This window comes from Streptomyces sp. NPDC059875 (genome assembly GCF_042731085.1).
In the GTDB taxonomy this organism is placed as follows: domain Bacteria; phylum Actinomycetota; class Actinomycetes; order Streptomycetales; family Streptomycetaceae; genus Streptomyces.
Genome location: NZ_JBHWJZ010000021.1, coordinates 79,272 through 104,025, shown reverse-complemented (window position 1 = coordinate 104,025; position 24,754 = coordinate 79,272). Strand labels below are relative to the sequence as shown.

Below are 24,754 nucleotides of genomic sequence, written 5' to 3'. Positions count from 1 at the left end.
GAGCGGCGACGTTCGCCGCATCCTCCACGAGCTGGCGGCGACAGCCTCTCAGGAGGACCTCGGCGCCGCCTGGCACGCTGCCCGGGATGTGCGCGCCTGGGCGCTGGACCTGTGCAAGCGGGCGGAAGACGAACTTGCCGCCCGGGCGCCCGGCGACGCCACCATGGAGGGATGCCGAGGGGGCGCGGGCCAGGCCAGCGCCCCCGTGCACTGCTTCTGCGCCGATTACGACTTCGGGTTCCAAGTGCCGTCGAGCGGAATGCCGGCGGCCGTGGCAATCCGGTCGCGGGATTCGAGGAGGCGGTTCTGCAGCGGCGCCAGGTCGACGTTGACCAGCGCACCGTTCTGCTTGACGATCCGGCCGGCGACGAGGACGGTGTCGACGATGCCGGGGTGGCCGGCAGTGACGATCGATCCGACCGGGTCGGTGACGGGGAAGACCGTCACGTCATCGGTGCGCAGCAGGATGATGTCGGCGTCCTTGCCGGGCGTGATGCTGCCGGTGCGGTCCTCCAGCCCGCAGGAGCGGGCGGCATCAATGGTGGCAAAGTGCACCAGGTCCCGGGCGCGCAGGCCGCCGTCGAGGCCGCGCTGGGCGGAGAAGGCCGTGCGCATGGTGGAGAACATGTCGCCGCCTACCGAGGGGACGACGTCGATGGACAGGGTGGGGCGTAGGCCGGCGGCCAGTGCCCGTCCGGTGAGCGGGGCGCCGAAGCCCATCTTCAGCTCCACGTCGGGGCTGACGGACAGTGAGCTGCCCGCGTCGGCGAGCATGCGCAGCTCATCGTCGCCGATGCCGTTGCCGTGGACGAAGGTGGTGGTGTCGCGCAGGAGGCCGGCCTCGTGCATGGCGGCGACCGGGCGGTGGTCTCCGCCGGTGTGGAGGCTGGTGCGCAGGCCGAGTTCGTCGGCCACCTGCAGCTCGCGGGCGAGGGTTTCCATGCCGGTGTCGTCGGCTCCGCGCAGTCCCCAGGCCATGGTGACCAGTGCGTCGTCGGTCAGCTGGGAGCGGACGCGGCGGATGTCGCTCTCGACGGAGACGGGGGTGGCCCAGCCGGCGCCGAGGCAGAACACCGACCGCGTGGGGGCTTCCTGGAGGGCGTTGATGGCGGCGTCTTCGTGCTCGTGACCCTGGGCGACGTGGTACCAGTCGAGCATGGTGGTGATACCGGAATGCAGGGCTTCGAGGCGGCCGAGGAGGGTGGCCGCGTAGACGTCCTCGGGCGTGTAGTGGGGCTTGACGGTGCCGTGCATGGCGTTGGCCCACTGGCCGAAGGTCCAGTCGGCGCCGATGCCGCGGAACGCGGTCTGCCAGTTGTGACGGTGGTTGTCGACGAAGCCGGGCATGACGATCCGGTCGGTCGCGTCGATCACTTCGGCGTCCGGTGCGGCGATGCGCTCGGCCACCTTGACGATCTTGCCGTTTTCGACGAGTACGTCGCCCCGGGTGAGATCGCCGATGGCTGGGTCCATGCTGACCACGGTGCCGCCGGAGAGCAGAGTCGTCATGAGAGGGGCTCCTGATTCGGATTGTTCGAGCTCACGCCGCTGTGGCAGCGGGCTGGGATGATGCTGCCGCCGTGCCGGTCAGGCGATTGCGGCTTCGGTGAGGACGGTGTCGGCGGCGGCGAGGGCGTCGGCGACCAAGTCGTCGGTGTCCTCGGTGCCGGCGGCCAGCCGGACCAGGCCCGGCGGGACGGCGTCGGCGATCTGCTCTTCGCTGAGCATGCCGCGCCACATGGACGCCGGGTGGACGGCGAGGGATTCCACGCCGCCGAGGCTGGCGGAGCGGCGGGGGTAGTTCAGGTGGCCGAGGAAGGCATCGGCCATGTCGAATCCGCCGGTGAACTCGATGCCGAGCACACCGCCGAAGCCTCTCATCTGGTCGGTGGCGAGCTTGTGCTGCGGGTGGCTTTCCAGGCCCGGGTAGTAGACGCGGCTCACAGCCGGGTGGGCTTCGAGGGCTTCGGCGAGGGCCTGGCCGTTGTCGTTGTGACGGGGCACGCGCAGAGGCAGGGTGCGCATGCCGCGCAGCAGCAGCCATGCGTCGATCGGTCCGAGGGTGGCGCCGGTGAGCAGGCCGGTGTCCCAGATCCGGTCGAGGATGCCCGCCGGGCCGGCGAGGACTCCGGCGGAGACGTCGGTGTGGCCGTTGAGGTACTTCGTCGCACTGTGCCAGACCACGTCGATGCCGAACTCGGCGGGGCGCTGGTTGAGCGGGGTGGCGAAGGTGTTGTCCGCCAGCGTGGTCACGTTGTGGGCACGGGCGAGGTCCGCCACCGCGCGCAGGTCGGTGATCTGCAGGAGGGGGTTGCTCGGGGTCTCCAGCAGGATCAGCCGGGTCTTCGCCGTGAGGGCCTTGGCAAACGCTTCGGGGTCGGTCTGGTCGACCATGGTGGTCGACACGCCCAGGCGCGGCAGTAGGTTCTGCAGGACCGAGGCGGTGCCGCCGTAGGTGGACTTCTGCCCGATGACGTGGTCGCCGGCCTCGACCAGGGCGAGGACCGCGGTGGTGATCGCGGCCATGCCGGAGGCGGTGACCATGGCGGCCTCGGTGCCCTCGAGTTCGGCGACGACGGCGGAGACCTGGGCGTGGTTCGGGTTGCCGAAACGGGTGTAGAAGTCCTTGCCCCGGGCTTCGACGGCGCCGTACGCGAAGGTCTCGGCGTTCTCGGCCGAGAACGCCGCCGTCTGGTAGATCGGCGACGCCACCGCACGGTCGGGGTGGATGTCCCGATCGGCGTGCACGGTGATGGTGGTCTTGCCCGGCATGACTACCCTTCCGGAATACGGCGTTATGTCTGCCCTCCAGTCTGGTCGCCCGTCCACACGGCCAGAGCCATTCAGGCGCAACTTCGGCAATAGATTGCGCATCCCATTGGCTTTCGTTTGTGCAGGAGGGGGTGCTGACGCAATATTCTGCCGATCATGGATGATGTGGATCGGTCGATTCTGGCCGTGCTCGAACGCAACGGGCGAATCAGCAACAACGAGCTCGCGGCCAAGGTCGGACTGTCACCCTCGCCGTGTCTGCGGCGGGTGCGGAACCTGGAGGAGTCCGGGGTCATCCGCGGCTACCGGGCGGTGATCGATCCGGCCGCGGTCGGCCGCGGTCTTCGGGTGTTCGCCGGAGTCCGGCTGATGCGTCACACCCGTGCGGACGTGGTCGCCTTCGAGGAGGGAGTCATGGCGCTGCCCGGGGTGGTCGCCTGCCACCACATCACCGGGAGCTTCGACTATCTGATCCAGGTCGAGGTGGCCGACCTGCCCGCCTATGAGGAATTCCATGCCAATCAGCTGGCCGCTCTGCCAGGCGTCGCCACGGTCAACAGCTTCGTCATCATGAAGACACTCGACACCGCCTGACCTCCGCCCCGGCCTGGGCGCAGTTGACCGGCCGGCTGGAGGACATGGGCGTTCCCGTGCTCGTCGTCCGGGGCTTCGGGGGGTGTGAGCAATTGAGTACAGGAAATCCCGGCGAGAATGATCTTGCTAGGGTTCACCCAAGACCTGGGGCGTTCAGCAACCTCACATGTGAACATCGGCCTGGCGGCCGTGACGCGCTCAAGCTCTTCAACGAGAACATCACCGCATGGGAGGTGGTCAGGCGATGACCCCTGAGGAGCAGGATCTGGTCATGGGCCTGGCGGTCGGACTGGGTGAGGGTCCGACGCGCACGCTCGACGAGGTGCTTGCCCAATTCGGCGAGTCCGACGGTGGGGCCCTGGCGCTGCGGCTGCTCCGGGACGGCATGGAGCGCCGGGACGCCGACGACGTCGAGATGGCGTTGATCGTCAAGGCCGCCGCCGGCGCCTCGGTCGAGGAGTTCCTGGAGCCGTTGACCGAGCTGTTCCCTGCCGAATGGCACAGGGAGCACGAGGACATCGTGTCCACGCTGGGCAAGCTCCGCTCGCCCAAGACGGTCCCGACGCTGGCCTTGGCGACTCGCTGGGTTCCCGAGCGCCTGGACTGGGACGAGAACCGGGCGCTCGCGGTGAAGGCGATCTGGGCTCTCGGCGCCATTCCCGGCCCGGAGGCCCGGGAAGCCATCGAGGGCTTGCGCGACGCCGAGAACGAGATCATCCGTGAGAACGCGGTGAAGCAGCTCGCACGCCGCGGCGAGCTCTGACCGCGGAGCTGTAGCCGTTCATCCGAAACGCCCGGCCGAGTTTCCTCGGCCGGGCGTTCCGACCAAGATCAATCTCGCCAGGATTTCCTGTACGTCGACTACTCACATCCGTAGAGGCCCGTGGGTTCAGGGAAACCGAAGTCTCTTCAGCGGGAACTCGCGGGTCGGTCCGTGTGCATCAGCTGGGCGAATCCGTGGGTTCGGCGGGAACCGTCGGGTGGGCTGCGAGGCGGCGGGCTTCGGCGGTGACCTCGGCATCGACCTGGTGCACGGTTCTGTCGCCGTATTCGAGGACGTCGTACTCGTCGTCGAGTTCAGCGAGGCGCTCGGTCAGGGGCAGCTCATGTCCGTGGCGCTGGTGAATCCGGAAGGTGAACTCCCGAGGCGTGAGCTCTCCGGCGAGCATGCGGCGTGCGAGAGCTCGGGCGGCGGCTTCCTGACCGGCCTCGCTGCCGACCGGATAGAAGGCGAGGCCGAGTTCGTCGAGTGCTGCGGGAAGCAGGTCGTGGACGTCGTAGTCCGCCTCGGCGCGCGTGCAGGCGGCGAGGATGCGAAGGCCGGGGCTGTCGAGTCCGGCGACGAGCGCATCACAGGCGGCATTCACGACATCGCTCGCGCGGATTTCCCCCATGCTCCAGAGGGCGACATGGTCCTGGAGGGCGATTGCTGCTGCTTCGCTCGACGTCACTCGTCCATGATTCCCTTCACGGTGCGTCCAGGTCGAGCAGATTTCATCGAAGGTGCTGTTCAGCGGCCCGTTCCAGTAGGGCTCGTGCGGAGTCCGCGTAGCGCATCGCGGTCTTCTCATCGAGCCCAAAGACCTCGGCGAGATGGAGAGGGTCAGGCCCGTGGGTTAGGGCCTCTTCGAGCTGCCGGTCAACACGGAGCCGCTCCAAGGTCGCGTCCTGTCCCCGCATCGGAGCACTGATCCAGTGGTTGCTGGCCCGGCTGGTGGTGTTGGCGGTCTGGTTGTTGATCAGCAGGTGGAGGTTCGCGGTGCTCGGCCACCGACGGCGCCGATGGTCCAGCCAGTCCGTCAGGAGCTTCAGGGTGAGGTCGTCGAGAGGCCGGGCGCGTCCGGCGATGGTCAGCCGGCGGTTGCCGAGATCGACGTCGTCGAGCATGAGAGCGGCGATCTGGGCAACCCGGGCGGCGTGGACCGCCGCGAGGGCGAGAATGAGCCGCGCCGCCGGCGTCAACGCAGCCGCGACGGAACGCTCGACCTGCTCGGGGAGGAGAGGTTGCGGCACGGCATACTCGTTCTGTCCGACCTTGATCCGGCTGGTGGGGTTGCGGAAGATCAGCCCCTGCCTCTTGGCCCAGGTGAACAGGGACCGCAGGGCAACAAGCTGGTCGCGTCGCTGGTGACCGTGCCGCGTCTTGATGTGGGCGAGGACGTCATCGCGCGTCACCTCCCGCAGGTGGTCGTAGCGGTTCGACCACTCCAGCAGGGCCGGACGGACCTGGTTGAGCGAGAGCCAGACCGTGCCCTCCCGTCGCGGGAGACTGCGGGGGCCGCCGTCACGCAGGACCCGGGCCCAGCGCTCGGCTTCCGAGCGGATGCCGGGTGCGAGCCCATCCAGGCGTCCGACGAGCCAGCGCTCGAAGGACGGCTCGCTGTCGTCCTCGAAGATCCCCATCTCCTCCAGCACCGTGACGATGTGGCCGACGGGCAGGTTCAGGGCCCGCAGCGGGGAGAAGATCTCCGTGTGCCGGATCACGTCCCCTTCGACGTGACCGGTGAGGACGACGGCCAGGCCCCGGTTGACGGCAAAGCGGATGTTGCGTCCCCAGCCGCGGGCCTCGGCGAGCCGGTGGGCGAGGTACTTCGCCCAGGCCAGCCACGGGCTGGTCAGGTCGGCGTCGGCCGGGTCGAGTCGACCGAAGTGCCGGGGGATCTGCCCGAACAGCGGCGGCTGCCGCCAGCCAGGGTCCGGACGCCAAGCCGGCGCGGGAGGCGGTTTGCGCGGGGGCCACGCCGTCCTCCCTTCCGTTGGGCTGGAGGCGTTGGCCTTCTGCGGTAGTGCATCCCGACGAAGAACAGCTGTTGGTGCCGGACGGCGGCGAGCCTCTCCCGCACGTCTGCCCCTTCTGCCAGCTGGCCGTCGACTGTCTTCGCGCCGAGGCGGGCCTGGCACCAGCACAAACGGCAGTAGTCCCACTTCAACGGCTGGACGCGACGGCAGCCGACGCATTCCGCCGCGTCGTGCCCCCGGCCGAACATGTAGCAGGTGTGGCAGAGCCGTCCGCGGAAGTCGCCCCAGGCTAGGCAGCCCGGGCAGGAACTGGTGGGCTTGACGTAGCCCTTCGGGAAGCGTGCCACCGACTCACTCCGGCGGCAGCGACCGGCCGTCCCGGCGCTTGGGGATCACCTTCGGCGCGGCGGTCCCCGAGCCGGCAGCGGCGCGGACCGTCTCCTCCTGGCCGGGGCGGTGCACGTTCTCCGGCTCGGGGATCAGGAGGTCGCCGATCTCGCAGCCGAGGACGACGCAGATGACGTCCAGGTCCTCCAGCTTGAGAGAGACCGGCTGGCCGGACCACAGCCCGGACATCTTCCCGGCCGAAATGATCAGACCGTGCTCGGCCAGGCTCCGTTGGAGCTCGGAGGCCTTCCAGACCCCCTTGTTCGCGGCGGTCAGCCGCAGGTTCCACTTCATCGCAGAAGTCCTTCCAGCCGCTTCGCGGCCCGCTGTTGCCCGGCCACCCAGGCATCCTCGACCCGGGTCTGCTGGACGTGGACGTATCGCATGGTCGTGGCGATCCAGGAGTGTCCGAGGACTTCCTGGATCGCGATCAGGTCGAGTCCACCGAGGTAGAGCTCGGACGCGCAGAAGTGCCGCAGGACGTGTGGGGTGAGCTTGTCGCCCCACTCCGGCAGATGCGCCGTGGCCGCGGCCTTGAGCCCGCCGCGCAGGGCATCGTCGCCGACCCGGCCCGAGGAACCGTCGGCGCTTCTGCGTTCGGAGGGGAACAGCGGGGCGCCGGGGCGGGTGTAGTCGTCGTCGAACTGGCCCCAGACGTCCTCGATGAACCAGCGAAGCGTGCGGTCGGCGCCGTTGATCAGGGGGACCATCCGCTCGCGCGGGCCCGAGCCCCGGGTTCCTTTGCCGTGGCGGACGTGGAGTTTGCCGAAGCGGCCCAGGTCCCACTTGATGTCCGCCAGATCGAGCTTGCACGCCTCGCTGACCCGCAGCCCGACCTGGGACATCAGCTTGGAGGCGGTGTAGTTCCGGGCGGTCGGAGCGAACTTTCGGCAGGTCGCCAGCTCGCCACCCCACCCGGCGAACAGCGTCTTGACCTCCAGCCCGGACGGCGGAATCCGCAGCGCCGCGTCCTTCGACCCGCGCGGCCGGTTCATCTCGTCGATCGGGCACTCGATCACCCGGCCGGTCATCCGGTGGATCTCGACCTTGTGCCGCAGCTCCAGGAACAGGAAGTACGTGGTCAGCGCCTGAGAGCGCCCCAGCCGGGTGCCGCTGGGCGAAGCCCGCAGCACCTTCCCGAAGTACGCGTCGGCGTCCGGCGGCTCCATCTCCCACAGCGGCCGGCCGAACCAAGACCGCATCTGCTCCAGGTGTCCGACGTCCCCTCGGATCGTGCCGTCCGCCAGACCCGCCGAGGCCCGCGCCAGCACAAACCCCGCCAGCACGTCGGTCTCGAACCGCTCCAGCTCCTCGGCCGTGGCCGGCGGCCGGACATCGCGCAGGTCCCGTACGACAGCCAGCGCCAACCCGAGCCCCCTCACCTTCACCATGACCTTCGACCGGTCAGACACAGTGAGAACGCTTCAGGAATCCCGAAGTTACGTCAGGGCGTGAAGAGTCACCAGAGAGAGGGTGAATCCCCTGGCCACGAGGTTGGTGACTCTGCGGGGCTCAGGAGAACTCACGGGATGTCGCACAACCACCCGCCGGGCCGTGAGTGACTCCCAAACTCATCGACGTTGATCGAGGGACCGGCCCACGCGGTGACTGCCGAAGCTGTCGACAAACGACTCCCGTTCTCGTGTACAAAGCCAGAGACCTGACCCGAGCCCTGAACCAGCGCCCCTGACATCCATCAACGATTCAGACCTTCCTGAATTAAGGATGCTTGGGTGACTCGATCTGGCGATGGGGTCGCGGCTCAGCGCGGGTGCCGCTCACCGTATCGATCGCACCAGGTCTGTGACTTCCCACGCGCAACACTCGCTGCCCCAGAGGCCGAGCTGCGGAAGAAGCCCACCGGTTCAGGACTGGCTGTTGAGGTAGCCGATCAGGGTCGCTCCCCACCAGCCGGTCTGGCTGACAGTGGCGGCCACTCCCGACTGGATGAGGAGGTGTCGGGGCACTTGCCCGTCCTGGCACTTGCCTAGGCGCTGGCCGAGCCAGTGCGCGTACAGGCCGTTCACGGTGACAGCGAACACAAGGCCGAGTTTCAGCAGGGTGAGCGGCGACTGCAGGTTCGGGCGGAGGAAGAGGCCGGTGACGACGAGGCCGGCGAGGCCGAGCCAGATCGGGACTTGCAGGGTGCAGGCGGTGTTGAGGATGTCGGACAGCCGACGGCGGCCGAGGAGCCACAAGACGGCGAACCAGTCGACGGCGAGGACGGATCCGAGGCCGACGATCAGTGCGGCCACGTGGAAGAAACGGGCCGCGGTCTGCAGGGTGGCGTCGGCATGGACGTGGCCGGACATCCAGCAGGCGCCGGATATGACGGCGGAGCTCAGCAAGCCCAGCAAGGCGAGCAGCCACACTGGGGTTGGGCGTACCGCCTGCTCCGATCCCTGCCGGTGGGTCTGGACCGAAGCAGCGGAAGCCCCGTCGGTGACGAGTTCCATGGATCAGTTCTCGTTCTTCAGCGCCACGTTGGGGAAGGTGACGGTGACGGGCGCGCTGAGCGGGGGCTTCTCGTCACTCGAACCGTGCCGCAGGAAGGTCGGAGGCTGCAGCGTGGCGCGCAGCGTGTAGGTGCCCGCCTTGGGGATGGAGAAGTTGTTGGCGTAGTGGAAGAACGTGGCGTGGTAAAAGTTCAGGTCCTGCGCCTGGACGACCTTGCCGGAGGTGTCGACGACTTCGAGCCTGATCGGCACGTCGGGGACGATGCGGCCGGTCGCGGCCTCCATCGGGATGATCTCGATGTGGTGCGTCTCACCCTTGCCCGGTTCGCGGTTGACGAGTTTGCCGTGGGCGCCGTGCTCGCCCTGGAACCAGGGTTCGGCCGCCTCGACGATGAACCCGACGCGGTAGTCGCCGGCTGTCGTCTGTCCGCCTCGCTCGGCGATCTCCTTCTCGAGCACCGTGTACTGCTCCACCACGCCGGCGGGCACACCCTGCTGGGCGGGCGCATTGTCGCGGGCGTCCCCCACCGTGCTGCCGCAGGCGGTCAGGAGGATTCCGACAGGGAGGGCGAGCAGGAGGGGGCACACGGCAGGTCTTGGCATGGCTGGTTTCTTCCCATTCGAGATTAGGTAAGCCACACCTAAGTGGTTCCTGTGTGCCCGCGTCAAGCTGTCTCGCCATGCGAGCATCCCCACCTCTGGACGGGTTGACTTGGGCCTTTCGAATATGAAATAAGGTTGAATTAATCCAGTTGGGGTGGTTCTCCATCGCCGACCCCAATAGGCGAATTTTGGCCAGTTGGCATCGATGACGAAGCTGCTGTCGAACGCCAGCGGCCCGGGTGCGGCTTGCCTGCGATCGAGGCGGCGGCGGTCGCCGGTTCAGGAAGACCCGCTCCGCACCTACCCGACCGACGTCCTCCTGAGAGTGCGCCGGCTGTTGAAGGGCGTCGAGGCGGCTTGCGCCTGATTGCACCGCGGCCGTCAGCTCGTTGCGCAGGTCGGCGACGAGGTTCGGGTAGAGGTGGGATACGCCCCCGGGCGCGAGCGGGACAGAGTCTTTGGGGGCTGGGCGCCGGTCGGCTGGTCTCCTGTTAACTCGATCTGGTGATGGCGCCACACCTGCTGTGCTCAATACGGTGAGCGGCACCGCGCTGAGCTGCACCAATCCTCCGTGGCTCCTCACGCGCCACACTTGCTGCCCGAGAGAACCCGCTCTGTCCGGTCTGCCGTGAACCCATGCTCGCCCTGCAGAAGTCGAAGAAGGTGGTGCCCGCGTAGGAGGGTCAGGCGCTCTTCTGCCGCGCCGAGAGGACCGCTGACTTCAGAGACCGGAGACGCGGATCCGGAGTTCGTACGGGCGGCCGGTGCTGATGGCCTCGGCCTGCTCAGTGAGATCCGCGCTCGTGAACCCGAGGAGAGCGGCGTCGGCGGCCGCGCGGAGCAGCGGGGCGATCTCGGCGGTGGGCCGACCCCGGTGAGAGACCGCGAGGTCGCCGAACGCCCGCTGGTACGGGGTGCCGTACGCGCTCGCGCTGTCTTCCAGGAGGTGATCCATGTCCTGCGCTCGGACGGTGATCTCGCCCATGATCTGCTCCTGTGCAGCTGAGGCCCGGCCGGTCCAGGCCCTTACAGACGACGCTACGAGCAGGGTCTGACACTGCCCGGTCGCCGCAGGTCAGGACGGCTGCTCGGGCGGGTTGGGCTGCCACGTCAAGCCGTGGGTGGCCATGCACTCCTTCGTCCACTCCAGCAGCAGGAGCGCCGTTCCCGGCCAGGCCTAGCGCGGCGGCGAGCCGGTCGGCCAGCTCGACGCCCAGCTCGCCGCGGGTCAGCACGGCGACGGGCCGGTGTGCGGCGACCGCGCGGACGGTGGCGTCGAGGTCGCCGGACGCGGCACACAAGGACAGCAGAGCAGGTGACGCTGCTGTGCGGCGGGAGCCACGGAATCTGCAAGCCGATGGCGGTCACAGTCGGACTTCGTCACGGCACGCTGTGCCCCCCTTGCCGCGTCAGTCCCCCAGTCACCCCCTAGCGTGTCCGGGACCGGCTCTACGCTGACCACGTCTTGACCAGATCAGGCTTCGTCCCGGTCACCGTGCATGGGATGGAAGCGGAAACAGGGGGTTCCGTGTCGAAGTCGTCTCCCGGCCCACAAGCACAGCCGTCGGTAACGGCTTCAGGTGAACAGGCCATTGCGGCTGGGAGCAGTATCGACGCCGCCGTGACGGGCGATAACAACGTCGTCGTGACCGGCGATAACAACGTCGTCAACTGTTACGTGCTCTTCGGCAGCGCCAAGAACGGCGGGCCAGGGCCGGCTGAGGTCGGGGCAGTGCCTCAGCCTCTGGCCGCCACCAGGGGCAAAGTCTTCGTTCCTGTGCTTGTCGGCATTGTGAACTGGGTTGGCCAGGACGTCTCACTGCATCCTGGCCCGCGTCTGGTGCGTTCCTATGTCGAACACACCCTGCGCCAGGTCGGCACCGACGGGGTGATCGCCTACGGCCAGGAGCTCGACAATGGCGAGACGCTGCTGTTGTTCACGGGCGCCGAGGACGTACGCGAGCTTGGAGCGCTCCTGCTTCGCGAGCTGGATCAGCTGATGGCGACAGACTGGCAACGAGCCACACACAAGGAGGGCTATCTGTTGCCGCAGGTGCGACTGGTGCTGCATGCCGGGTTCGGCGAGTTCGACGGCTCCCGCATCTCCAGTCCGTCACTTGTGCATGCTCTGCGGTCGCACTCCAGGACCACGGCGATGAATGACGCATACGCCGGGGACGCGGTCGGTGTGCTGGCTTTGATCACGCATGATGCCTTTGATGCCGAGGTCTACAGTCGGCATTGCGGCGGGGGCCAGCGCTGGATTTCGTTCACGCACACGGTGCACGGTGCTCCCAGTCTGGACTTCTGGTCCCGCAGCGCGCTGGGTGTGGAACGCCGCGAGCCGCCTGCCGGCACGTGATGCGGTCGGACGCAGGGTTCCCAACTAGGCTGCCTGGCGGAAGAGATGATCCGGAGCGGTGATGATGACCGGTTGGCGAAGGGTCGGCGTACGCCCGAATGTGCTCAGACAGGCACGGATGAACGTGCTCAGTTCGTAAGGTGCGACAGGCCGTTCCCGGTCCTGTGCAGGGTGGTAGGCCACGCTGCCGTGCTCCAGATGCGAACTGCTCTGCAAGCGCGTCCTCATGGCCTGATGTGCCAGACGTCATCCGCGCTCGTATGCCGAGAAGGGCCGTACGCCCCAGCCCCACCGCACGGCCACGACCAGGTCCTCGTGGGTGAGCAGGTCCGCGAGTTCGCCCGTCTTGTGGTCGATGTCGGCCCCGGTGTCGCGGGTGTCCTGTTCGTCGCCGGTGGCTGCCTCGAGGACCAGCAGTTCGTCCGTGCCGTCATGCCTGCGGCCGAGGCTGCGGGCGAGGGCGGTCACTCGGCCGCCGGCTGCGTCGAGTGCGAGGAAGCCGCGGCCGGAGGCCAGGTCGTGCCGCCACACCTCGGTGCCCTTGGCGAGGTCGAAGGCGACCACCCGGTTCACGTACTCTTTGCCGCGCTTGGCCTCGGCGGCGGCGTAGAGCCGCCCGTCCGCGACCGCCACAAGCCCGGACCTGTGCGACTGGATCGTGCCGTGACCACCGGTGGACTCGATCCGGCCCAAAGGCGTCCGGTCGTTGCCGAAGGCGAGGTAGGCGCCCGGCAGGCCGCTTTGCGTGGTCCCGCCGACCTGCAGGACCACGGGATCGGTCGACAGCAGCGTCACCTCCGCGTCCGTGCCCGGAGTGGGGCGGCCACCGAGCGGTGCGGACCACTGTGCCTTCCCGTCGGCCTTGTCGAACGCGGCCAGCCGCAGTTCGGTGCGACCGCAGGTGAGCACCGCGAAGACCTGTCGCTCGCCGGCGGCGACCCGCTCGGGCACACAACCCGCCGGGACTGCTGCCTTCCAGCGCGGGGCGCCGGTCAGCAGGTCGAAAGCGCGCAGGGCTTCCGATCCTTGAACAGCAGGCCGGATCGTCTCGAGGACCCATCGGTCGTCGCCGTCCCGCAGTACGGCGAGCCCGCCCCCGGCGGCGACCATGTCGGTGAGCGATTCCGTGAGGTCGGCCGGGGCGCGCCGGACGTGCCACAGCTCCCGGCCGGTCGTGAGGTCCAGCGCGGCGACGGTCGCACAGCCCTGACCGCCCGGGCCACGGTCCCCCCGCGCGAGCAGGACGACGGAACCGGCCGCACGGCGACCGACCGCGCACACATGGTCCTGACCGGGCGGTGCGTACTCCCAGCGCCGCTCGCCCGACCCGGCGTCGAAGGAGGTGACGGCGTCGTACCGACTGCGGACGAGCGTGTCGCCGACGAGCCAGGCACCGTTGCCGTAGTCCCGGGCATTGCCGTCGACTGGGGCCTCCCAGACGACGCGCATTGAGCCCCCTGGGGCGGAGCAGCCCGTGGTGAGGCCGACGAGCAGCGCGGCAACAGCCGCGAGCCGGGGGCGGAGCCGCCGCGTCCCCTCGCGGGACGACAGCCACCGCTTCCGTCCCGGTCTCGTGTCGCCGGTCGTGCGCGCTGCCATACGGATCCCCACCCCTGGCTCGAAACGATCAAGGCCCTGTCAGACTAGGGGAGGCGTGATCACCCGCACAGCTCGTCCGTGGCCGTGACGGATCGTCACCGCTCCACAGGACTTGAGCCAGAACCGACCTCGCCAACACATGCCAGCCATCCGAGTGAGCACGTTCACCCGTACTCACGTGGGCACTCTGGCGAGTACGCCGACACGGACCACCACTCTGTCGAGCAGCCCTCTCGCCGAGGTGTCGCAAACGCATGCCCCGCACGGCTGGTTCTCGAAATCAGGCCCAGCTCTGACTACGTCCCCACTCGCTAGTCATCTTCCTTTGGGTCCTCGTCGGCATCCATCTCTTCCTCGAACTTGAGGACGGCCTCTTTGCGATCCCGCTCCGCGATCTCGGCAGCTTCCCTGGCGTCAGCACGTTCCTCGGCGGTCTTCCTAGCCGCCTCAGCCGCACGCTCGCCCCCCGTCGTTGCTGCTCATAGTTCCTCCTGTGGAAGCCCAGTTGGGCTAAGCGATCACCAGTAGCGGAGTGAGGTACACACCGTCGCCAGTTCACAGCCTGGACGGCCGACGCATGTCCCGGACACCGGCAGGCTCACACGGACAGCGGATGCCAAAGCGATGATCCGTCCCCGGAATGGAGGATGCGACGGCAGGCGCCACCCCGGCGGAGCACGATTCACCGGTCAGCAGCGCATGACCACGTAGCACGTTCTGCCCGCGCTTCCGTGAAGGCCCGGCCTGCCACCAGCCACCGATGCTGTGAGCGCAACCCGGCGCTGCTCAGGTGGATGCCGAGTCTGGACTCGGGCAATCCTGCTGACGTAGTCATCACGGAAGCGCGGTCAGAACCAACTACAGCGCATAGTCACATGTGTTGTGACTGAGCGCTCTGGGACTTGTCCGGCCGATCATGTGACTACTGCATGTCAGAGACGATGACTGCTGGTGCAGCTCGGGTGGTGGCGGTGACGGGGCTGCCGAATCCGCGGCTGCCACGGGTGGTCGGCTGAGACGCGGGTGGTCGGCCGAGAGCTGAGCGGGACCGGCCGCGCCCGATACGGCAGCAGGGTCCGGACCGCGCGTCGCGGTCCGGACCCTGCCCCGAGCGATGCCGCCCTGCGGCGGCGGTGCGTCAGCTCTGTGCGGTGTCGTCGCTCGCCTGCGCGGCGTCCTCGGCTGCGCGTGCCTTCTCGCGCATCTTGCGCACCAGCTCCGCCTTCTGGTCGGCTGCACCCTTGCGGTCGAGGTTGCGGTGCGGACCGTTGTTCTGCCGTTCGGCGCGGGACAGCTTCTTGCGCTGGCCGCCGCCCTGGCCCACGGGATTGTTGATGTTCTTGCTGTCGGTCACGGGTTCTCCCGGTAGTGATGTGAAGTGATCTACGGATTCATCGGTGGGGGGACGGGCGGCGACGTCGAAGGACGTCAGCGGGGGCCCGTCACGCTCTCACTCGTAAATCGGCGTCTGGAAGAACATGACAAAGACGGTACCCGGTTCTGTCGGCCCCGCGCGCCAACCTTTGGCCTGAGCTGGGCGTCAGCCTCAGCGGCACTGGCTCAGGTACCGGTCGACCGGGCCGAGCGGAGTTGAGTGCGCAGAGCAGGCAGCCGGGCGCAGTCTTCGGGTTCGGCCAGGCTCTCGCCCAAGGCCAGGAGCGAGAGGATTTGCACCGGGCGGCCGGCTGTGGCCGCGGCCTCCAGCTTGTGGTGGCCGTCGAGGAGGAAGTGGGTGAGGCCGTCTCTTTCGGATCACTCTCACGGGCGTGCGATAGGTTGCCCGCCATGACTGGACTCGGACCCGTCGCCTGGCCATCTGCCCCGATAGGGACCGAACGGCTCGTGCTCCGCGAGTCCGAGGCCCGAGATCGTGCGGCGTTCATCGAGCTGTTCGCATCACCAGAGGTGGGCGCCTATGTCGGAGGCCCTCGACCACGCGATGAGCTCGAACGCGCGGTGCCTGAAGTGCCCGGGCGGCGCCCTGGCCTTTTCGTGATCGATCTCGACGGAGCGATGATCGGCATGATCACGCTCGACCGGCGCGATGCAGAGCGTCCGGGGCACGTCCGTCCGGATGCCGGGGAGGCCGAGCTCGGTGGTCCTTTGCACCCAGATCGCCAACGACCGCGCGATGCGCCTCGCGGCGAAACTGGGGTTCACCGAGGTGGAGCGGTTCGAGGAGTACGGCGCCGAGCAGTGGTTCGGCGTGTGGTCCTCGGTCACGCCGTCCGGTTGAGCTACGTCGGTTCTTCGGATCTGTGGCAGACCAGATGATGACGCCTGCGATGTGAAGTGCGGCGCGGTAGTGGTGGCGATCCTGTCAGTAGCAGGTGGCCAGGCCGCGCCATTGCTTGAGGCGGTAGATGCCGCGCTCGACGGTGTTGCGCCGCTTGTAGGCGTCGCGGTCGAAGGCAGGTGGTCTGCCTCCAGCCCGTCCACGGCGCTTGCGGTGGACGGCCTGGTCCGCAGGCTGGGAATCACCGCCCGGATGCCCCGCCGCCGCAGGTACTCCGGGGGCGACCGTCCGCTGTACGTCCGACGTGCCCCTTCGGGCGTCGTGCTATCGGGTTCACTTCCGGCACACGCTCCATGCGTGAGCGATGAGTTTGGGCGGCGGATCGGGTCTGCCCTGGTATGACTCGAATCATCGCTGACATCTCGGTCTCCCTCGACGGCTTCGTCACCGGGCCCGACCCCGGCCCGGACAGCGGTCTGGGCACCGGTGGCGAGGCCCTGCACACCTGGGCGTTCTCCGACGACCCCGACGACCGCCGGGTCCTGCGCGATGGGACCGCGCGCTCGGGCGCCGTCGTCCTTGGGCGCCATCTCTTCGACGTGGTCGACGGGCCGAACGGCTGGGACGACACGACCGGCTACGGCGCCGGCGAGGTCGGCAAGCCCGCGTTCGTCGTCGTGACGAGCTCGCCGCCGGAGTCGGTGCGACTCACCGACCTCGACTGGACGTTCGTCACCACCGGTCTGCCCGACGCCGTCAACACCGCGCGCGAGCGCGCCGAGGCGGCGTCGTCGGACAGAGGCAAGGACCTCGACGTCGTCCTCATGGGCGGCGGCGCCACGATCGGCTCGGCGCTCGACGCCGGGCTGGTCGACGCGCTGACGCTGCACCTGGCTCCCGTCGTGCTGGGCGCCGGAACGCCACTGTTCACCGGAGGAGCGCCGCGCACGCTGGTGCAGCGGAGCGTGACCTCGACATCGACCGCGACGCACCTGACCTACGACGTCCTCCGGTGATCCGATGACCACCATCAGCGTTGATGAGATCGCCGTGGGCATCGAGTCGTTCGGTGACGACGACGCGCCACTCGTCCTGCTCGCGGGCGGGACAACGATGCTCTCCTGGCCCGACGCGCTTTGCGAGCGCCTCGCCGCCGGCGGGCGCCGCGTGGTGCGCTACGACCTGCGCGATAGCGGAGAGTCGACGACGGCGGACCCGGAGTCTCCCGCCTACACCCTGCGCGACCTCGCCGCCGACGCGGCGGCCCTTGCTGACGCGCTCGGCGGCGGGCCCGCGCACCTCGCGGGGATCGGCGTCGGCGGGATGGTCGCCCAGGTGGCCGCGCTCGACCATCCTGGCGCGTTCTCGGCGCTCACCCTGGCCGGCACCCGCCCGGTTGCGCCTGGCCCGCCCGACGACGACCTCCCCGACCATGACCAAGCGACGATGAGCCGGCTGTTCGCGCATCCGAGGCCCGACTGGGCTGACCGCGAGGCGGTTGCGGAGTTCGCCGCCGCCGGCGCGGAGATCCGCGGCGACGACCCCGTCGCCGCGCGCGCGATCGCCGCGCGTATCTGGGACCGCACGCCCGGCACCGCACCCCCGGTCCAGATGGCCAACCAGATGGGCATGGTGTTTTCCAGGCTCGACTGCAAACCCCGCTGGCGCGAGCGCCTGCCCGAGATCGAGATGCCCACGCTCGTCGTCCACGGCCGCCGCGACCGGTTCTTCCCCGTCGGCAACGGCGAGGCGATCGCGCACGAGATCCCCGGGGCGCGGCTGCTCGTCCTCAAGGAGGCCGCCACTGCGATCCCCTCTGGGGCGGTCGGCGAGGTCGCCGAGGCGATGCTCACGCTCGGGTAGAAGACGGCGCGTGCCGAGCGGTACGGCATCCGCGCAGCAGCGGGCGTCGGAGGCTCGACCCGGCCGTGCGCCCGCGATCGGCGCCCGCGGAACTCTCGACGCAGGATCTCCAGCGCCTTGCTCGCCAACGAGGTGAGGCGTACCGGCTTCACATGCAGTTGACCGGCGTCCGGTCCTGGACGCCGGAGTACGAGGACTCCCGCCGGGCTGTGGAGGCCCTGGATGCCTTCCGTGCCGCGTGTGCAGCCGATGCGGCGAACATGATGGAGGTGCACGATGCGGCGTCTGCGGCCCTCGGCCGACTCCCGACCCTGGATGCAGAGCAGGCGTCGGCTCTGCTCAACGACTGCTTCGATCCTGAGACAGGTCCCCTGCTCACCCAGTCCTGGCGGGAGCACAGCGAGGCCGTGGACGCATTCGTCAGCTGCGCGCGCTGTCCTGGGCGTCAACGCCTAGGTGCCGTACCGTGCCGGACGGAGCCCAGACGCGTGCCCGATTTTACCCAATTAGGGTAGGGCGTAAGGGAGGGAGACCTGGACGCCGAGGAGTACAACTCGGACGGGCATATCCGGGTCGGACCGCGAAGTGTCCGAGTCGCCCGGCGCTGCGAACTGCGGAAACGTGGGCCCGCCCGGGGTTTGCCCGAGTCTCCACACTAGGTCAAAACGGACGTAGCTTGCGGTGGTCGCCAGCCTGAGTTGCTCATTTACTCGCGGAGCGGGAGGACGCAGGGGCGCCACCGTCCCTGCGTCCTTGGAGTGCCTTCTCAGGTCTCCATGCAGCCGCAGACTTTCGGGGCCAGGCCGTGAGGACACCGAGGTCCCCCCGGAGTCCTGCGGGGAGATGCCTCCGGTCGCGGTGGCGAAGAGCAGCATGAAGGCGAGACAGAAGCCGAAGCCGATGAGGAGGATGCCGGGCAGCCGGTGGGTGGCGTAGGAGCCGCCGGCCTCGACGCCCGTCAGGAGCGCAAGGCCGACCGACGCGAGCGCCAGGCCCGGCACGATCAGACCGCGGGGTGCCGGCCGATGCTGCAGGCGGGCGGAGACCCGGGCGGAGGCGTTCCTGCCATCGGCAGCAGGCCAGGCCGATCCGGGCCGGGGCAGCCGAGGGCATCCACCCGACCACATCGCCGACCCGCCCGGCGCATTCGCCGGACCGGTCGTACCGAGCGGCCTGCCCTGCCCCAGGGGCGGTCCGAGGCTCACCCGTGACCTGCGGAAAGATCCACGACGGGGTTACCGCGGGTTCCGTCGCCGCGCACACAGGATCGTCACCGAACCGACATACCGAGCGGTCGGAAACCTCTTACGCAGGGGCTATACCCATGAGTAACGTACGCGGACCACCGGCGCCACCCGCCCGTCCCCCGGGGCGGCAAGGAGCAAGATCGATGTCGTACCACCAGCCTTTCCCCGGCCCACCGCCCGTACCCCAGCACCGGCATGCCGGGCGGCACCGCCAAGAGGCGGCGTCGCAGTCCTGGGAGGGTGGATCGCCGTCCTGGAACACCGATCCACAGGCAGCCTGGGACTCGTCCCCGCGAGCGTGGGACTCCTCGCCGCAGGGCTGGGACTCCGCGCAGCAGCCCTGGGACGCGTCCCCGCAGCCGCAACCGCCCGCCGCCACCGACGATCGTGATGATCTGCACCGGCTCGGATCGGCCTACCGCAGGCTCCGCCGCGTCGCCACCTTCACCGCGCTCGGCTACTTCGTCATCTTCCTTTTCCTGTCCGGCTACGCCCCCTCGATGATGACCAGCAACATCACCGGTGGTCTCACCACCGGTCTGGTCCTGGGGCTCCTCCAGCTGCCCGTGGCGCTGGCTGCGATCGCGCTGTACGAGCGGATCGCACGCAACCGCGTCGACCCGCTCGCCGCGGCGATCCGCGAACGCGCCGAGCAGGCGGCCGCGGCAGCCGCGCCCCGGCCAGAACGCCAGAGCCGCTCCGGACGTCCCGTGTGGCAGCAGCCCACCGGAGGTGCGCGCGCATGACCAGCTTCAGCTCCGGGGCCGAGACCATGTCTCTGATGGCGTTCATCGCGGTCATCACTGTCACGCTGCTGCTGTGCGTGATGACCGGACCCGATCGTGACGACCTGGGCGATTTCTACACCGGCTACCGCTCGCTCTCCCCCGTGCAGAGCGGCCTCGCGATCGCCGGCGACTACATCTCCGCCGGCACCGTGCTCGGCACCATCGGCATCATCGCGCTTGTCGGCTACGACGGCGTCACGCTCGCCCTGAGCACCGTGCTCTCGCTGGTCCTGATGATGTTCCTGCTCGCCGAACCGCTGCGTAACGCCGGCCGGTTCACGATCGGCGACGTCTTCACCCGGCGTCTCCCCGGCCCCGCCGTGCGGATCACCACGGCCGCGGTCACCCTGACCGCACTGCTGCCGCTGGTGATCTTCCAGCTCGCGGGCGCCGGCGATCTCCTCTCCGTCGTCCTCGGCTTCGACGCCGACGGCTTCAAGACCGGGGCGATCGTGTTCCTGGGCCTGCTGATGATCGCGTACGCGGCGATCGGCGGCATGAAGGGCACCGCCTTCATCCAGATCGTCAAGACCGTCGTCCTGCTCGGCGCGTCCCTGGCGATCGCCGCGCTCATCCTCAACCGCTTCGACTTCAGCCTGCCCTCCCTGCTGGACGCCGCCAAGCGCGGCAGCGGGGCGGGAGACGCCTATCTCGCCTCCGGTCTGCAGTTCGGCGGCAACGAACTCGACATGATCAGCACTCAGTTGACGGTCGTGCTCGGCGCCGCGGTGCTGCCGCAGATCACCATGCGCATGTTCACCGCGCGCAGCGCGGCAGCCGTGCGGCGCTCGATGTCCTGGGCCGTGTCGACCGTCGTCGTGACCTGTCTGCTGATCGCCGTCATCGGCTTCGGCGCGGCGGCGATCGTCGGCCACCAGGGGATCGTCGCCGGCGACCCGCAGGGCAAGACAGCGTTCCTCATGGTCAGCCAGGCCGTCATGGGCACGGACCAGACGACCGTCGAGACACTGCTGTTCACGGCCGTGGCGACAGCCATCTTCCTCACTCTGCTGGCCTCGGTCGCCGGTATCACCCTCGCCTGCGCCAACACCCTGGCGCACGACCTCATCACGCACGGGCTGCGCCGCAAGGCGCAACTGAAGGACTCCGCAGAGATGGCCATCGCCCGGACTGCCGCGGCGGGCGTCGGGCTGGTGGCGATCGCGATCGCCGCCGGTGCACGGCATCTGAACCTTCAGGCACTGCTCACCCTGTCGTTCTGCATCGGCGCGTCCGCGGTCGCACCGGCCCTCATCTACAGCCTCTTCTGGCGCCGCTACTCCCGTACGGGACTGCTCTGCACCCTCATCGTGGGCAGCGCCTCCGCGTTCATCCTCATGACCGGCAGCAACCTGGTGTCCGGATCGCCCCAGGCGATCTTCCCGGACCAGGACTTCAACTGGTTCCCGTTCACCACGTCGGGCATCCTCTCGGCCCCGCTGGGCTTCCTCGCGGGCTGGCTCGGCACGGTGCTCTACGAACGTGACCCGGCCGACCAGCGCATGCGGTACGAAGCGGTGGAGGAGACGATCCTGGCCGGCTCCCCCGCGGCGAACAGCGCCTCCGCGTCCTGACGCGCACGCCCCGACGAAAGGGCGCCCGGCCTGAAGTTCCAGGCCGGGCGCCCTTTCGGCTGTCCCGAGGTGCCTAGGGCCTCTCGTTTGGATCTTGCCGGGCTCGCGTGCCCTGGTGCCGCACCTCGCCGCGTTGTCGTCGGTCGGCATGACTCCGGCATGCCTCCCTCCTCCGCCTTGCGATCCACGGCGCCCGACCCGCTCCCTGATCCGGCCTGATCCAAACGAAAGACCCTAGGCCCCAGTGCTTGTAGTAGTCGGTCGACATGTCGATGCCGGGTTCGCAGACGTCCAGCGTTGATACCGCCACGGCCGTCGGGACCGCTCCCCTGTTCATGAGTTCGATGTACTCCTCGACGCGCTCCCTCGCATTCCACGTCGGGGGAACCATGGACACGACGAACTCATAGAGGTGAGCGGACGCGTCGACTGCGGTCTCGAAGGTCCGGTAGTCAGGCGTATGCGGGTACTCCGGCAGGCCCCAGAACTGGTCGAGTCCCCCACGTGGTCACCTGTTCGCCGCTGAAGTAGTCGCCTTCCTTGCCAGGGATGGGCCGCCTGAGAAAGCGTTGCGTATTCCGTGAGCGGGTCGGGCGCGGAGGTCTTGGTGGTTCTGCCCCATGGGCCGGAGGCAGACGGCCGGCTGCCTCCTGGTCGCGCCGCAGCACATCGCTCGCAATCGAGCGGGCCACGCCGTGCCGTCGCGAGTCAGTGAGTCCGAGGCCCAGCTCAGAACATGGTGTTGTCGTTCTTGGAGGTGGGTGGGACGACCTGGAGGACGTCCCAGTGTTCGACGATCTTGCCGTTCGCGTCGAAGCGGAAGATGTCGATGCCGGCGTACTCCTCGTCGGGCCAGACCTGACGGCAATGCAGCACGACGTGGTCACCCTCGGCGAAGGCGCGCTTGTACTCGACGCGCTTGCCCGGGTATTCGGCGGCCATGCGCTCGAAGTAGTCGATGAACTCCTGCTTGCCGTCGCCCACGTGCGGGTTGTGCTGGATGTAGGTATCGCCGACGTACTGGTCGATGGCCTCGGCGGGGCGGCACTGGTTGAACATCAGGTCGTAGAACGCCTTGGCCGCGGCCTTGTTCTTCTCCGGGTCGCTCATGGTGCCACCGTAGGTCCGGCAGCCGGGTGCGGCACGGTGAGTACGTCGAGCCGGTGGTCGGCACCGGCCGGGACGGGCAGCGCTCGGTCGGGCGAGGACGGCGGGTGTGTTGGTGTGGGTGGGGTTGACGCGTATGAGGCGGAAGTGGCGGACGAGGTGTCCGCCGGGCCATCGGACGACACCGGAGGTGGTGAGTGCCGCACCGAACTCGTCCGCATCGCCGACCGCCTCGGCTTCTCCAGCACGACCCACGTCAGCAAGGCCCTTCTACCAGCGCACCGGCCGGACTCCAATCGCCTTCCGCGATGTGGTCCGCGGGCACACCGCGGAGTGAAACGCGTCCCGCGGCGCCGGTTGGCCGCCCTGACGGCTATGGGAACTGCTGGACAGGTCAGCGGGCGGCCTCAGGCTGTTGAACGCAGGACCTACACCTCAGGGAGCCCGGCGACCCAGTGATGGCGGACCTGTTGGACGAACAGGCGCAGCGCGGAGGCGACGATCGCCGAGCGTACTTCCTCGCGGTCGTCGAGATGGACACCCGGGCGGATCCGGACCGAGGTCTGGTTGAGGATCCCGTGCAGGCACTGCAGCGCGACGTTGATGTTGTCGCAGGTGAACTCGCCGTCGGCCAGCCCTCGTTCGACGACCCTCCGGAAGACGGCGTCATGGCGGCGGCGCATGTCGTTCATCGGTTCCTCGAATGCCTCCGGCCAGGCTCGGGGCCAGGAGAACGCCGCCGCGACTTCGGGGGCGGTCTCGGTCAGGATGAGCACCTGCTCGTCGATGAGGGCCGCCAGCAGTTCCTTGGCATTGGACTGACCTGCCTTCAGCTCCCGTTCGCCCAGTCGGCGGAGCACCTCCTGGGTGAGCGACTCCAGCGCGGCGGCGACCAGGTCGCATTTGGACGAGAAGTAGTGGTAGAGCGTGGCCTTCGCGATATCGGCGGAACCGCAGGTCACGGCGCCGTCGCATGACAGGGAGCTGGAGAACCTACATGGCTGTAGGGCCCAGGATTTCGCGGCACAGTCTCAGCTGCAAGGGCACCAGGTCGGCACTTGTGCCAACCATCTGAGATCCGCTGGTCGAGCGCGTCATCTGTTCGGGTGGCTCGGAACGACGCCGGCACCGTCGCGGGCCGGCGCAGCGCGTTCACACCTCCACCAGCCGCGATATGACAGTCGTTATAGGCGGGTGTACGCTGGAGGTCGTCTATAACGACTGTCATAGGAGGATGTCGTGACGATCATCACCGTGAACGCCCCGACGGGACGGCTGAGCCTGGAGCAGCGCCGCACGTTGGCCGAGACGCTGACCGACGCGGTTCTCGTGCCGGAGGTGGGGCAGTTCGCGCCGCCCTCGCGGGTCGGGTTCCAGGTGCACTTCGTGGAGCGGTCAGCCGGACATGATGGCGATCGGCGGGCGGCTGCTCGCGGACCTCGGTCCGGAGGCCGACGTGATGGTGATCGACGTGGCGGTGATGGACGGGGACTGGCGGCAGGAGGTCAGGGCCGCGGTCATCGAGCGCGTCCTGGCCGCACTGGCCGATGCCTGCGGCCTGGCGAAGCCGTCGCCGACCTGGTGGGTCAACTTCCGCGTCATCGACGAGGGCAGCTGGGGCTCCAGCGGCGGGGTGCTGTCCGCCCTCTCCCTCCTGGACAGCGGCGTGTTCACGGAGGAGAAGGTCAAAGCCATCCGCGCCGCACTCGGCGCGTGACCCCGCCCCGCGTCCGGACGTCCGCACCCCCTGCTGGGTGCGGACGCCTAGGTGCGCGGGTCACTTCGCGGTTGCGGCAGCGATGAGGGCCTGGAGCTGTTCGGCGGTGCGGTCGAGCGGCTCGGTGCTGCGCTTGGCCCGGCACATGGCGACCGTGCCCTCGACGGCGGCGACGACGAGCGTGGCGAGTTGCGCGGCCTGCTCAGGCTCGGCGCCGTGCGCCCGGAGCGAGTCGGCCAGCAGGGCCTCCCACTGTTCGAAGACCTCGGCCGCGACCGTCAAGGCGGGAGGGATCTCGCCGTCCTGGGGCTCCTCGATGGCCACGGCGAGGACGGGGCAGCCGGCGTGGAAGTCGCTGTCGACGACGATCTTGCGCCACAGGTCGAGGAAGGCCTTCAGGCCCGCGGCCGGACCCGCTTCCAGTTCCTTGCGCAGGCTGCGGGCGACCCAGTCGCCCGTGAACCGGACGGCCTCCGTGGCCAGTTGCTGCTTGCCCTCGGGGAAGTAGTGGTACGTCGAGCCGAGCGGCGCTTTGGCGTGCTTGGCCATCTCCCGGATGCTCGTGGCGCTGAGCCCGCGCCGGCTGATCATGTCCGCGGCGCCGGCCACGATCCGCTCGCGCGACGGCGTACTGCTCTTGGTCACCTGTGCGCTCCCCTCTGACTATGACGTCCGTCATAGTCTACCGTGACCAGCGTCTATAACACTCG

General features: G+C 68.8%; 22 protein-coding genes and 2 pseudogenes. 9 read left to right on the top strand and 15 right to left on the bottom strand.

Features of this window, described 5'->3' with window-relative positions; all coding sequences use genetic code 11:
* Positions 1-225: 225 nt before the first annotated feature.
* Together ACFV9D_RS24715 and ACFV9D_RS24710 are read right to left on the bottom strand one after the other, a co-directional pair.
* Entirely contained in the window at positions 226-1,509 is a 1,284-nt protein-coding gene (locus ACFV9D_RS24715) for an amidohydrolase family protein (RefSeq protein WP_385150145.1), read from the bottom strand.
* Between the two features lie 78 nt (positions 1,510-1,587).
* Positions 1,588-2,772, bottom strand: a complete 1,185-nt coding sequence (locus ACFV9D_RS24710; RefSeq protein WP_385150142.1) for a trans-sulfuration enzyme family protein — start codon at positions 2,770-2,772, stop codon at positions 1,588-1,590.
* Between the two features lie 156 nt (positions 2,773-2,928).
* Here ACFV9D_RS24710 and ACFV9D_RS24705 point away from each other — a divergent pair, with 156 nt between their 5' ends.
* Entirely contained in the window at positions 2,929-3,366 is a 438-nt protein-coding gene (locus ACFV9D_RS24705) for an Lrp/AsnC family transcriptional regulator (RefSeq protein ID WP_385150139.1), read from the top strand.
* Positions 3,367-3,610: 244 nt separating this feature from the next.
* Positions 3,611-4,129 carry a HEAT repeat domain-containing protein gene (locus ACFV9D_RS24700; RefSeq protein WP_385150136.1) on the top strand — a complete coding sequence of 173 codons (519 nt, stop codon included), beginning with the start codon at positions 3,611-3,613 and terminating at the stop codon, positions 4,127-4,129.
* Positions 4,130-4,307: 178 nt separating this feature from the next.
* Here the strand turns inward: ACFV9D_RS24700 and ACFV9D_RS24695 are convergent, their stop codons facing one another.
* The 7 genes from ACFV9D_RS24695 to ACFV9D_RS24665 form a co-directional block, all read right to left on the bottom strand.
* Positions 4,308-4,817, bottom strand: a complete 510-nt coding sequence (locus tag ACFV9D_RS24695; protein ID WP_385150133.1) for a hypothetical protein — start codon at positions 4,815-4,817, stop codon at positions 4,308-4,310.
* Positions 4,818-4,860: 43 nt separating this feature from the next.
* The gene (locus tag ACFV9D_RS24690; RefSeq protein WP_385150130.1) at positions 4,861-5,850 is read right to left on the bottom strand and encodes a hypothetical protein; all 990 of its coding nucleotides are present in this window, start codon (positions 5,848-5,850) and stop codon (positions 4,861-4,863) included.
* A 606-nt stretch (positions 5,851-6,456) separates the two neighbouring features.
* Entirely contained in the window at positions 6,457-6,786 is a 330-nt protein-coding gene (locus tag ACFV9D_RS24685; RefSeq protein ID WP_385150127.1) for a helix-turn-helix domain-containing protein, read from the bottom strand.
* Positions 6,783-7,904, bottom strand: coding sequence for a tyrosine-type recombinase/integrase (locus tag ACFV9D_RS24680; protein WP_385150124.1), 1,122 nt, complete (start codon positions 7,902-7,904; stop codon positions 6,783-6,785). The genes ACFV9D_RS24685 and ACFV9D_RS24680 overlap by 4 nt, the downstream gene beginning before the upstream one ends.
* Before the next feature lie 453 nt (positions 7,905-8,357).
* Positions 8,358-8,948, bottom strand: a complete 591-nt coding sequence (locus ACFV9D_RS24675) for a hypothetical protein (protein ID WP_385150122.1) — start codon at positions 8,946-8,948, stop codon at positions 8,358-8,360.
* A 3-nt stretch (positions 8,949-8,951) separates the two neighbouring features.
* A complete protein-coding gene (locus ACFV9D_RS24670; protein WP_385150119.1) occupies positions 8,952-9,551 on the bottom strand; it encodes an iron transporter in 600 nt (199 codons plus the stop codon).
* A 721-nt stretch (positions 9,552-10,272) separates the two neighbouring features.
* Positions 10,273-10,536, bottom strand: a complete 264-nt coding sequence (locus ACFV9D_RS24665; RefSeq protein ID WP_385150116.1) for a hypothetical protein — start codon at positions 10,534-10,536, stop codon at positions 10,273-10,275.
* A gap of 519 nt (positions 10,537-11,055) precedes the next feature.
* Between ACFV9D_RS24665 and ACFV9D_RS24660 the strand changes: the two genes are divergently transcribed.
* A complete protein-coding gene (locus tag ACFV9D_RS24660) occupies positions 11,056-11,913 on the top strand; it encodes a hypothetical protein (RefSeq protein ID WP_385150113.1) in 858 nt (285 codons plus the stop codon).
* 246 nt (positions 11,914-12,159) lie between these two features.
* Here the strand turns inward: ACFV9D_RS24660 and ACFV9D_RS24655 are convergent, their stop codons facing one another.
* The 3 genes and pseudogenes from ACFV9D_RS24655 to ACFV9D_RS24645 all read right to left on the bottom strand — a co-directional run.
* A complete protein-coding gene (locus ACFV9D_RS24655) occupies positions 12,160-13,512 on the bottom strand; it encodes a PQQ-binding-like beta-propeller repeat protein (protein WP_385150110.1) in 1,353 nt (450 codons plus the stop codon).
* 1,138 nt (positions 13,513-14,650) lie between these two features.
* Positions 14,651-14,866, bottom strand: coding sequence for a DUF6243 family protein (locus tag ACFV9D_RS24650; protein ID WP_385150107.1), 216 nt, complete (start codon positions 14,864-14,866; stop codon positions 14,651-14,653).
* Positions 14,867-15,072: 206 nt separating this feature from the next.
* A pseudogene (locus tag ACFV9D_RS24645) lies at positions 15,073-15,252 on the bottom strand (hypothetical protein); the annotation flags it as partial.
* Between the two features lie 45 nt (positions 15,253-15,297).
* Between ACFV9D_RS24645 and ACFV9D_RS24640 the strand changes: the two are divergent.
* The 5 genes and pseudogenes from ACFV9D_RS24640 (at position 15,298) to ACFV9D_RS24620 (ending at position 21,220) form a co-directional block, all read left to right on the top strand.
* A pseudogene (locus ACFV9D_RS24640) lies at positions 15,298-15,748 on the top strand (GNAT family N-acetyltransferase).
* Positions 15,749-16,146: 398 nt separating this feature from the next.
* Positions 16,147-16,764 (top strand): dihydrofolate reductase family protein, encoded by a 618-nt coding sequence (locus ACFV9D_RS24635; RefSeq protein ID WP_385150104.1) that lies wholly within the window; start codon positions 16,147-16,149, stop codon positions 16,762-16,764.
* 4 nt (positions 16,765-16,768) lie between these two features.
* Positions 16,769-17,611 (top strand): alpha/beta fold hydrolase, encoded by an 843-nt coding sequence (locus ACFV9D_RS24630; protein ID WP_385150101.1) that lies wholly within the window; start codon positions 16,769-16,771, stop codon positions 17,609-17,611.
* A gap of 1,390 nt (positions 17,612-19,001) precedes the next feature.
* Complete coding sequence (locus ACFV9D_RS24625) at positions 19,002-19,604, top strand: DUF485 domain-containing protein (RefSeq protein ID WP_385150098.1); 603 nt, start codon at positions 19,002-19,004, stop codon at positions 19,602-19,604.
* Positions 19,601-21,220, top strand: coding sequence for a cation acetate symporter (locus ACFV9D_RS24620; protein ID WP_385150096.1), 1,620 nt, complete (start codon positions 19,601-19,603; stop codon positions 21,218-21,220). The genes ACFV9D_RS24625 and ACFV9D_RS24620 overlap by 4 nt, the downstream gene beginning before the upstream one ends.
* Before the next feature lie 729 nt (positions 21,221-21,949).
* On the opposite strand, the gene ACFV9D_RS24615 is transcribed toward ACFV9D_RS24620, so the two are convergent.
* Together ACFV9D_RS24615 and ACFV9D_RS24610 are read right to left on the bottom strand one after the other, a co-directional pair.
* Positions 21,950-22,330 carry a nuclear transport factor 2 family protein gene (locus tag ACFV9D_RS24615; RefSeq protein WP_385150094.1) on the bottom strand — a complete coding sequence of 127 codons (381 nt, stop codon included), beginning with the start codon at positions 22,328-22,330 and terminating at the stop codon, positions 21,950-21,952.
* A gap of 425 nt (positions 22,331-22,755) precedes the next feature.
* On the bottom strand, positions 22,756-23,289 hold the full coding sequence (locus ACFV9D_RS24610; protein WP_385150091.1) for a TetR/AcrR family transcriptional regulator: 534 nt from the start codon (positions 23,287-23,289) through the stop codon (positions 22,756-22,758).
* A 443-nt stretch (positions 23,290-23,732) separates the two neighbouring features.
* Between ACFV9D_RS24610 and ACFV9D_RS24605 the strand changes: the two genes are divergently transcribed.
* Positions 23,733-24,044, top strand: a complete 312-nt coding sequence (locus ACFV9D_RS24605) for a hypothetical protein (RefSeq protein WP_385150088.1) — start codon at positions 23,733-23,735, stop codon at positions 24,042-24,044.
* Between the two features lie 60 nt (positions 24,045-24,104).
* Here ACFV9D_RS24605 and ACFV9D_RS24600 read toward each other — a convergent pair whose 3' ends face one another.
* Positions 24,105-24,689, bottom strand: a complete 585-nt coding sequence (locus ACFV9D_RS24600) for a TetR/AcrR family transcriptional regulator (protein WP_385150086.1) — start codon at positions 24,687-24,689, stop codon at positions 24,105-24,107.
* Positions 24,690-24,754: the final 65 nt, after the last annotated feature.

Bases quoted from the DNA above. Each gene is read 5' to 3' on its own strand.
- ACFV9D_RS24705 (WP_385150139.1), top strand. From the start codon at position 2,929: ATGGATGATGTGGATCGGTCGATTCTGGCCGTGCTCGAACGCAACGGG.
- ACFV9D_RS24660 (WP_385150113.1), top strand. From the start codon at position 11,056: ATGGAAGCGGAAACAGGGGGTTCCGTGTCGAAGTCGTCTCCCGGCCCA.
- ACFV9D_RS24635 (WP_385150104.1), top strand. From the start codon at position 16,147: ATGACTCGAATCATCGCTGACATCTCGGTCTCCCTCGACGGCTTCGTC.
- ACFV9D_RS24655 (WP_385150110.1), bottom strand. From the start codon at position 13,512: ATGGCAGCGCGCACGACCGGCGACACGAGACCGGGACGGAAGCGGTGG.
- ACFV9D_RS24710 (WP_385150142.1), bottom strand. From the start codon at position 2,772: ATGCCGGGCAAGACCACCATCACCGTGCACGCCGATCGGGACATCCAC.
- ACFV9D_RS24625 (WP_385150098.1), top strand. From the start codon at position 19,002: ATGTCGTACCACCAGCCTTTCCCCGGCCCACCGCCCGTACCCCAGCAC.
- ACFV9D_RS24620 (WP_385150096.1), top strand. From the start codon at position 19,601: ATGACCAGCTTCAGCTCCGGGGCCGAGACCATGTCTCTGATGGCGTTC.
- ACFV9D_RS24605 (WP_385150088.1), top strand. From the start codon at position 23,733: ATGATGGCGATCGGCGGGCGGCTGCTCGCGGACCTCGGTCCGGAGGCC.
- ACFV9D_RS24615 (WP_385150094.1), bottom strand. From the start codon at position 22,330: ATGAGCGACCCGGAGAAGAACAAGGCCGCGGCCAAGGCGTTCTACGAC.
- ACFV9D_RS24675 (WP_385150122.1), bottom strand. From the start codon at position 8,948: ATGGAACTCGTCACCGACGGGGCTTCCGCTGCTTCGGTCCAGACCCAC.
- ACFV9D_RS24665 (WP_385150116.1), bottom strand. From the start codon at position 10,536: ATGGGCGAGATCACCGTCCGAGCGCAGGACATGGATCACCTCCTGGAA.
- ACFV9D_RS24670 (WP_385150119.1), bottom strand. From the start codon at position 9,551: ATGCCAAGACCTGCCGTGTGCCCCCTCCTGCTCGCCCTCCCTGTCGGA.
- ACFV9D_RS24715 (WP_385150145.1), bottom strand. From the start codon at position 1,509: ATGACGACTCTGCTCTCCGGCGGCACCGTGGTCAGCATGGACCCAGCC.
- ACFV9D_RS24685 (WP_385150127.1), bottom strand. From the start codon at position 6,786: ATGAAGTGGAACCTGCGGCTGACCGCCGCGAACAAGGGGGTCTGGAAG.
- ACFV9D_RS24630 (WP_385150101.1), top strand. From the start codon at position 16,769: ATGACCACCATCAGCGTTGATGAGATCGCCGTGGGCATCGAGTCGTTC.
- ACFV9D_RS24700 (WP_385150136.1), top strand. From the start codon at position 3,611: ATGACCCCTGAGGAGCAGGATCTGGTCATGGGCCTGGCGGTCGGACTG.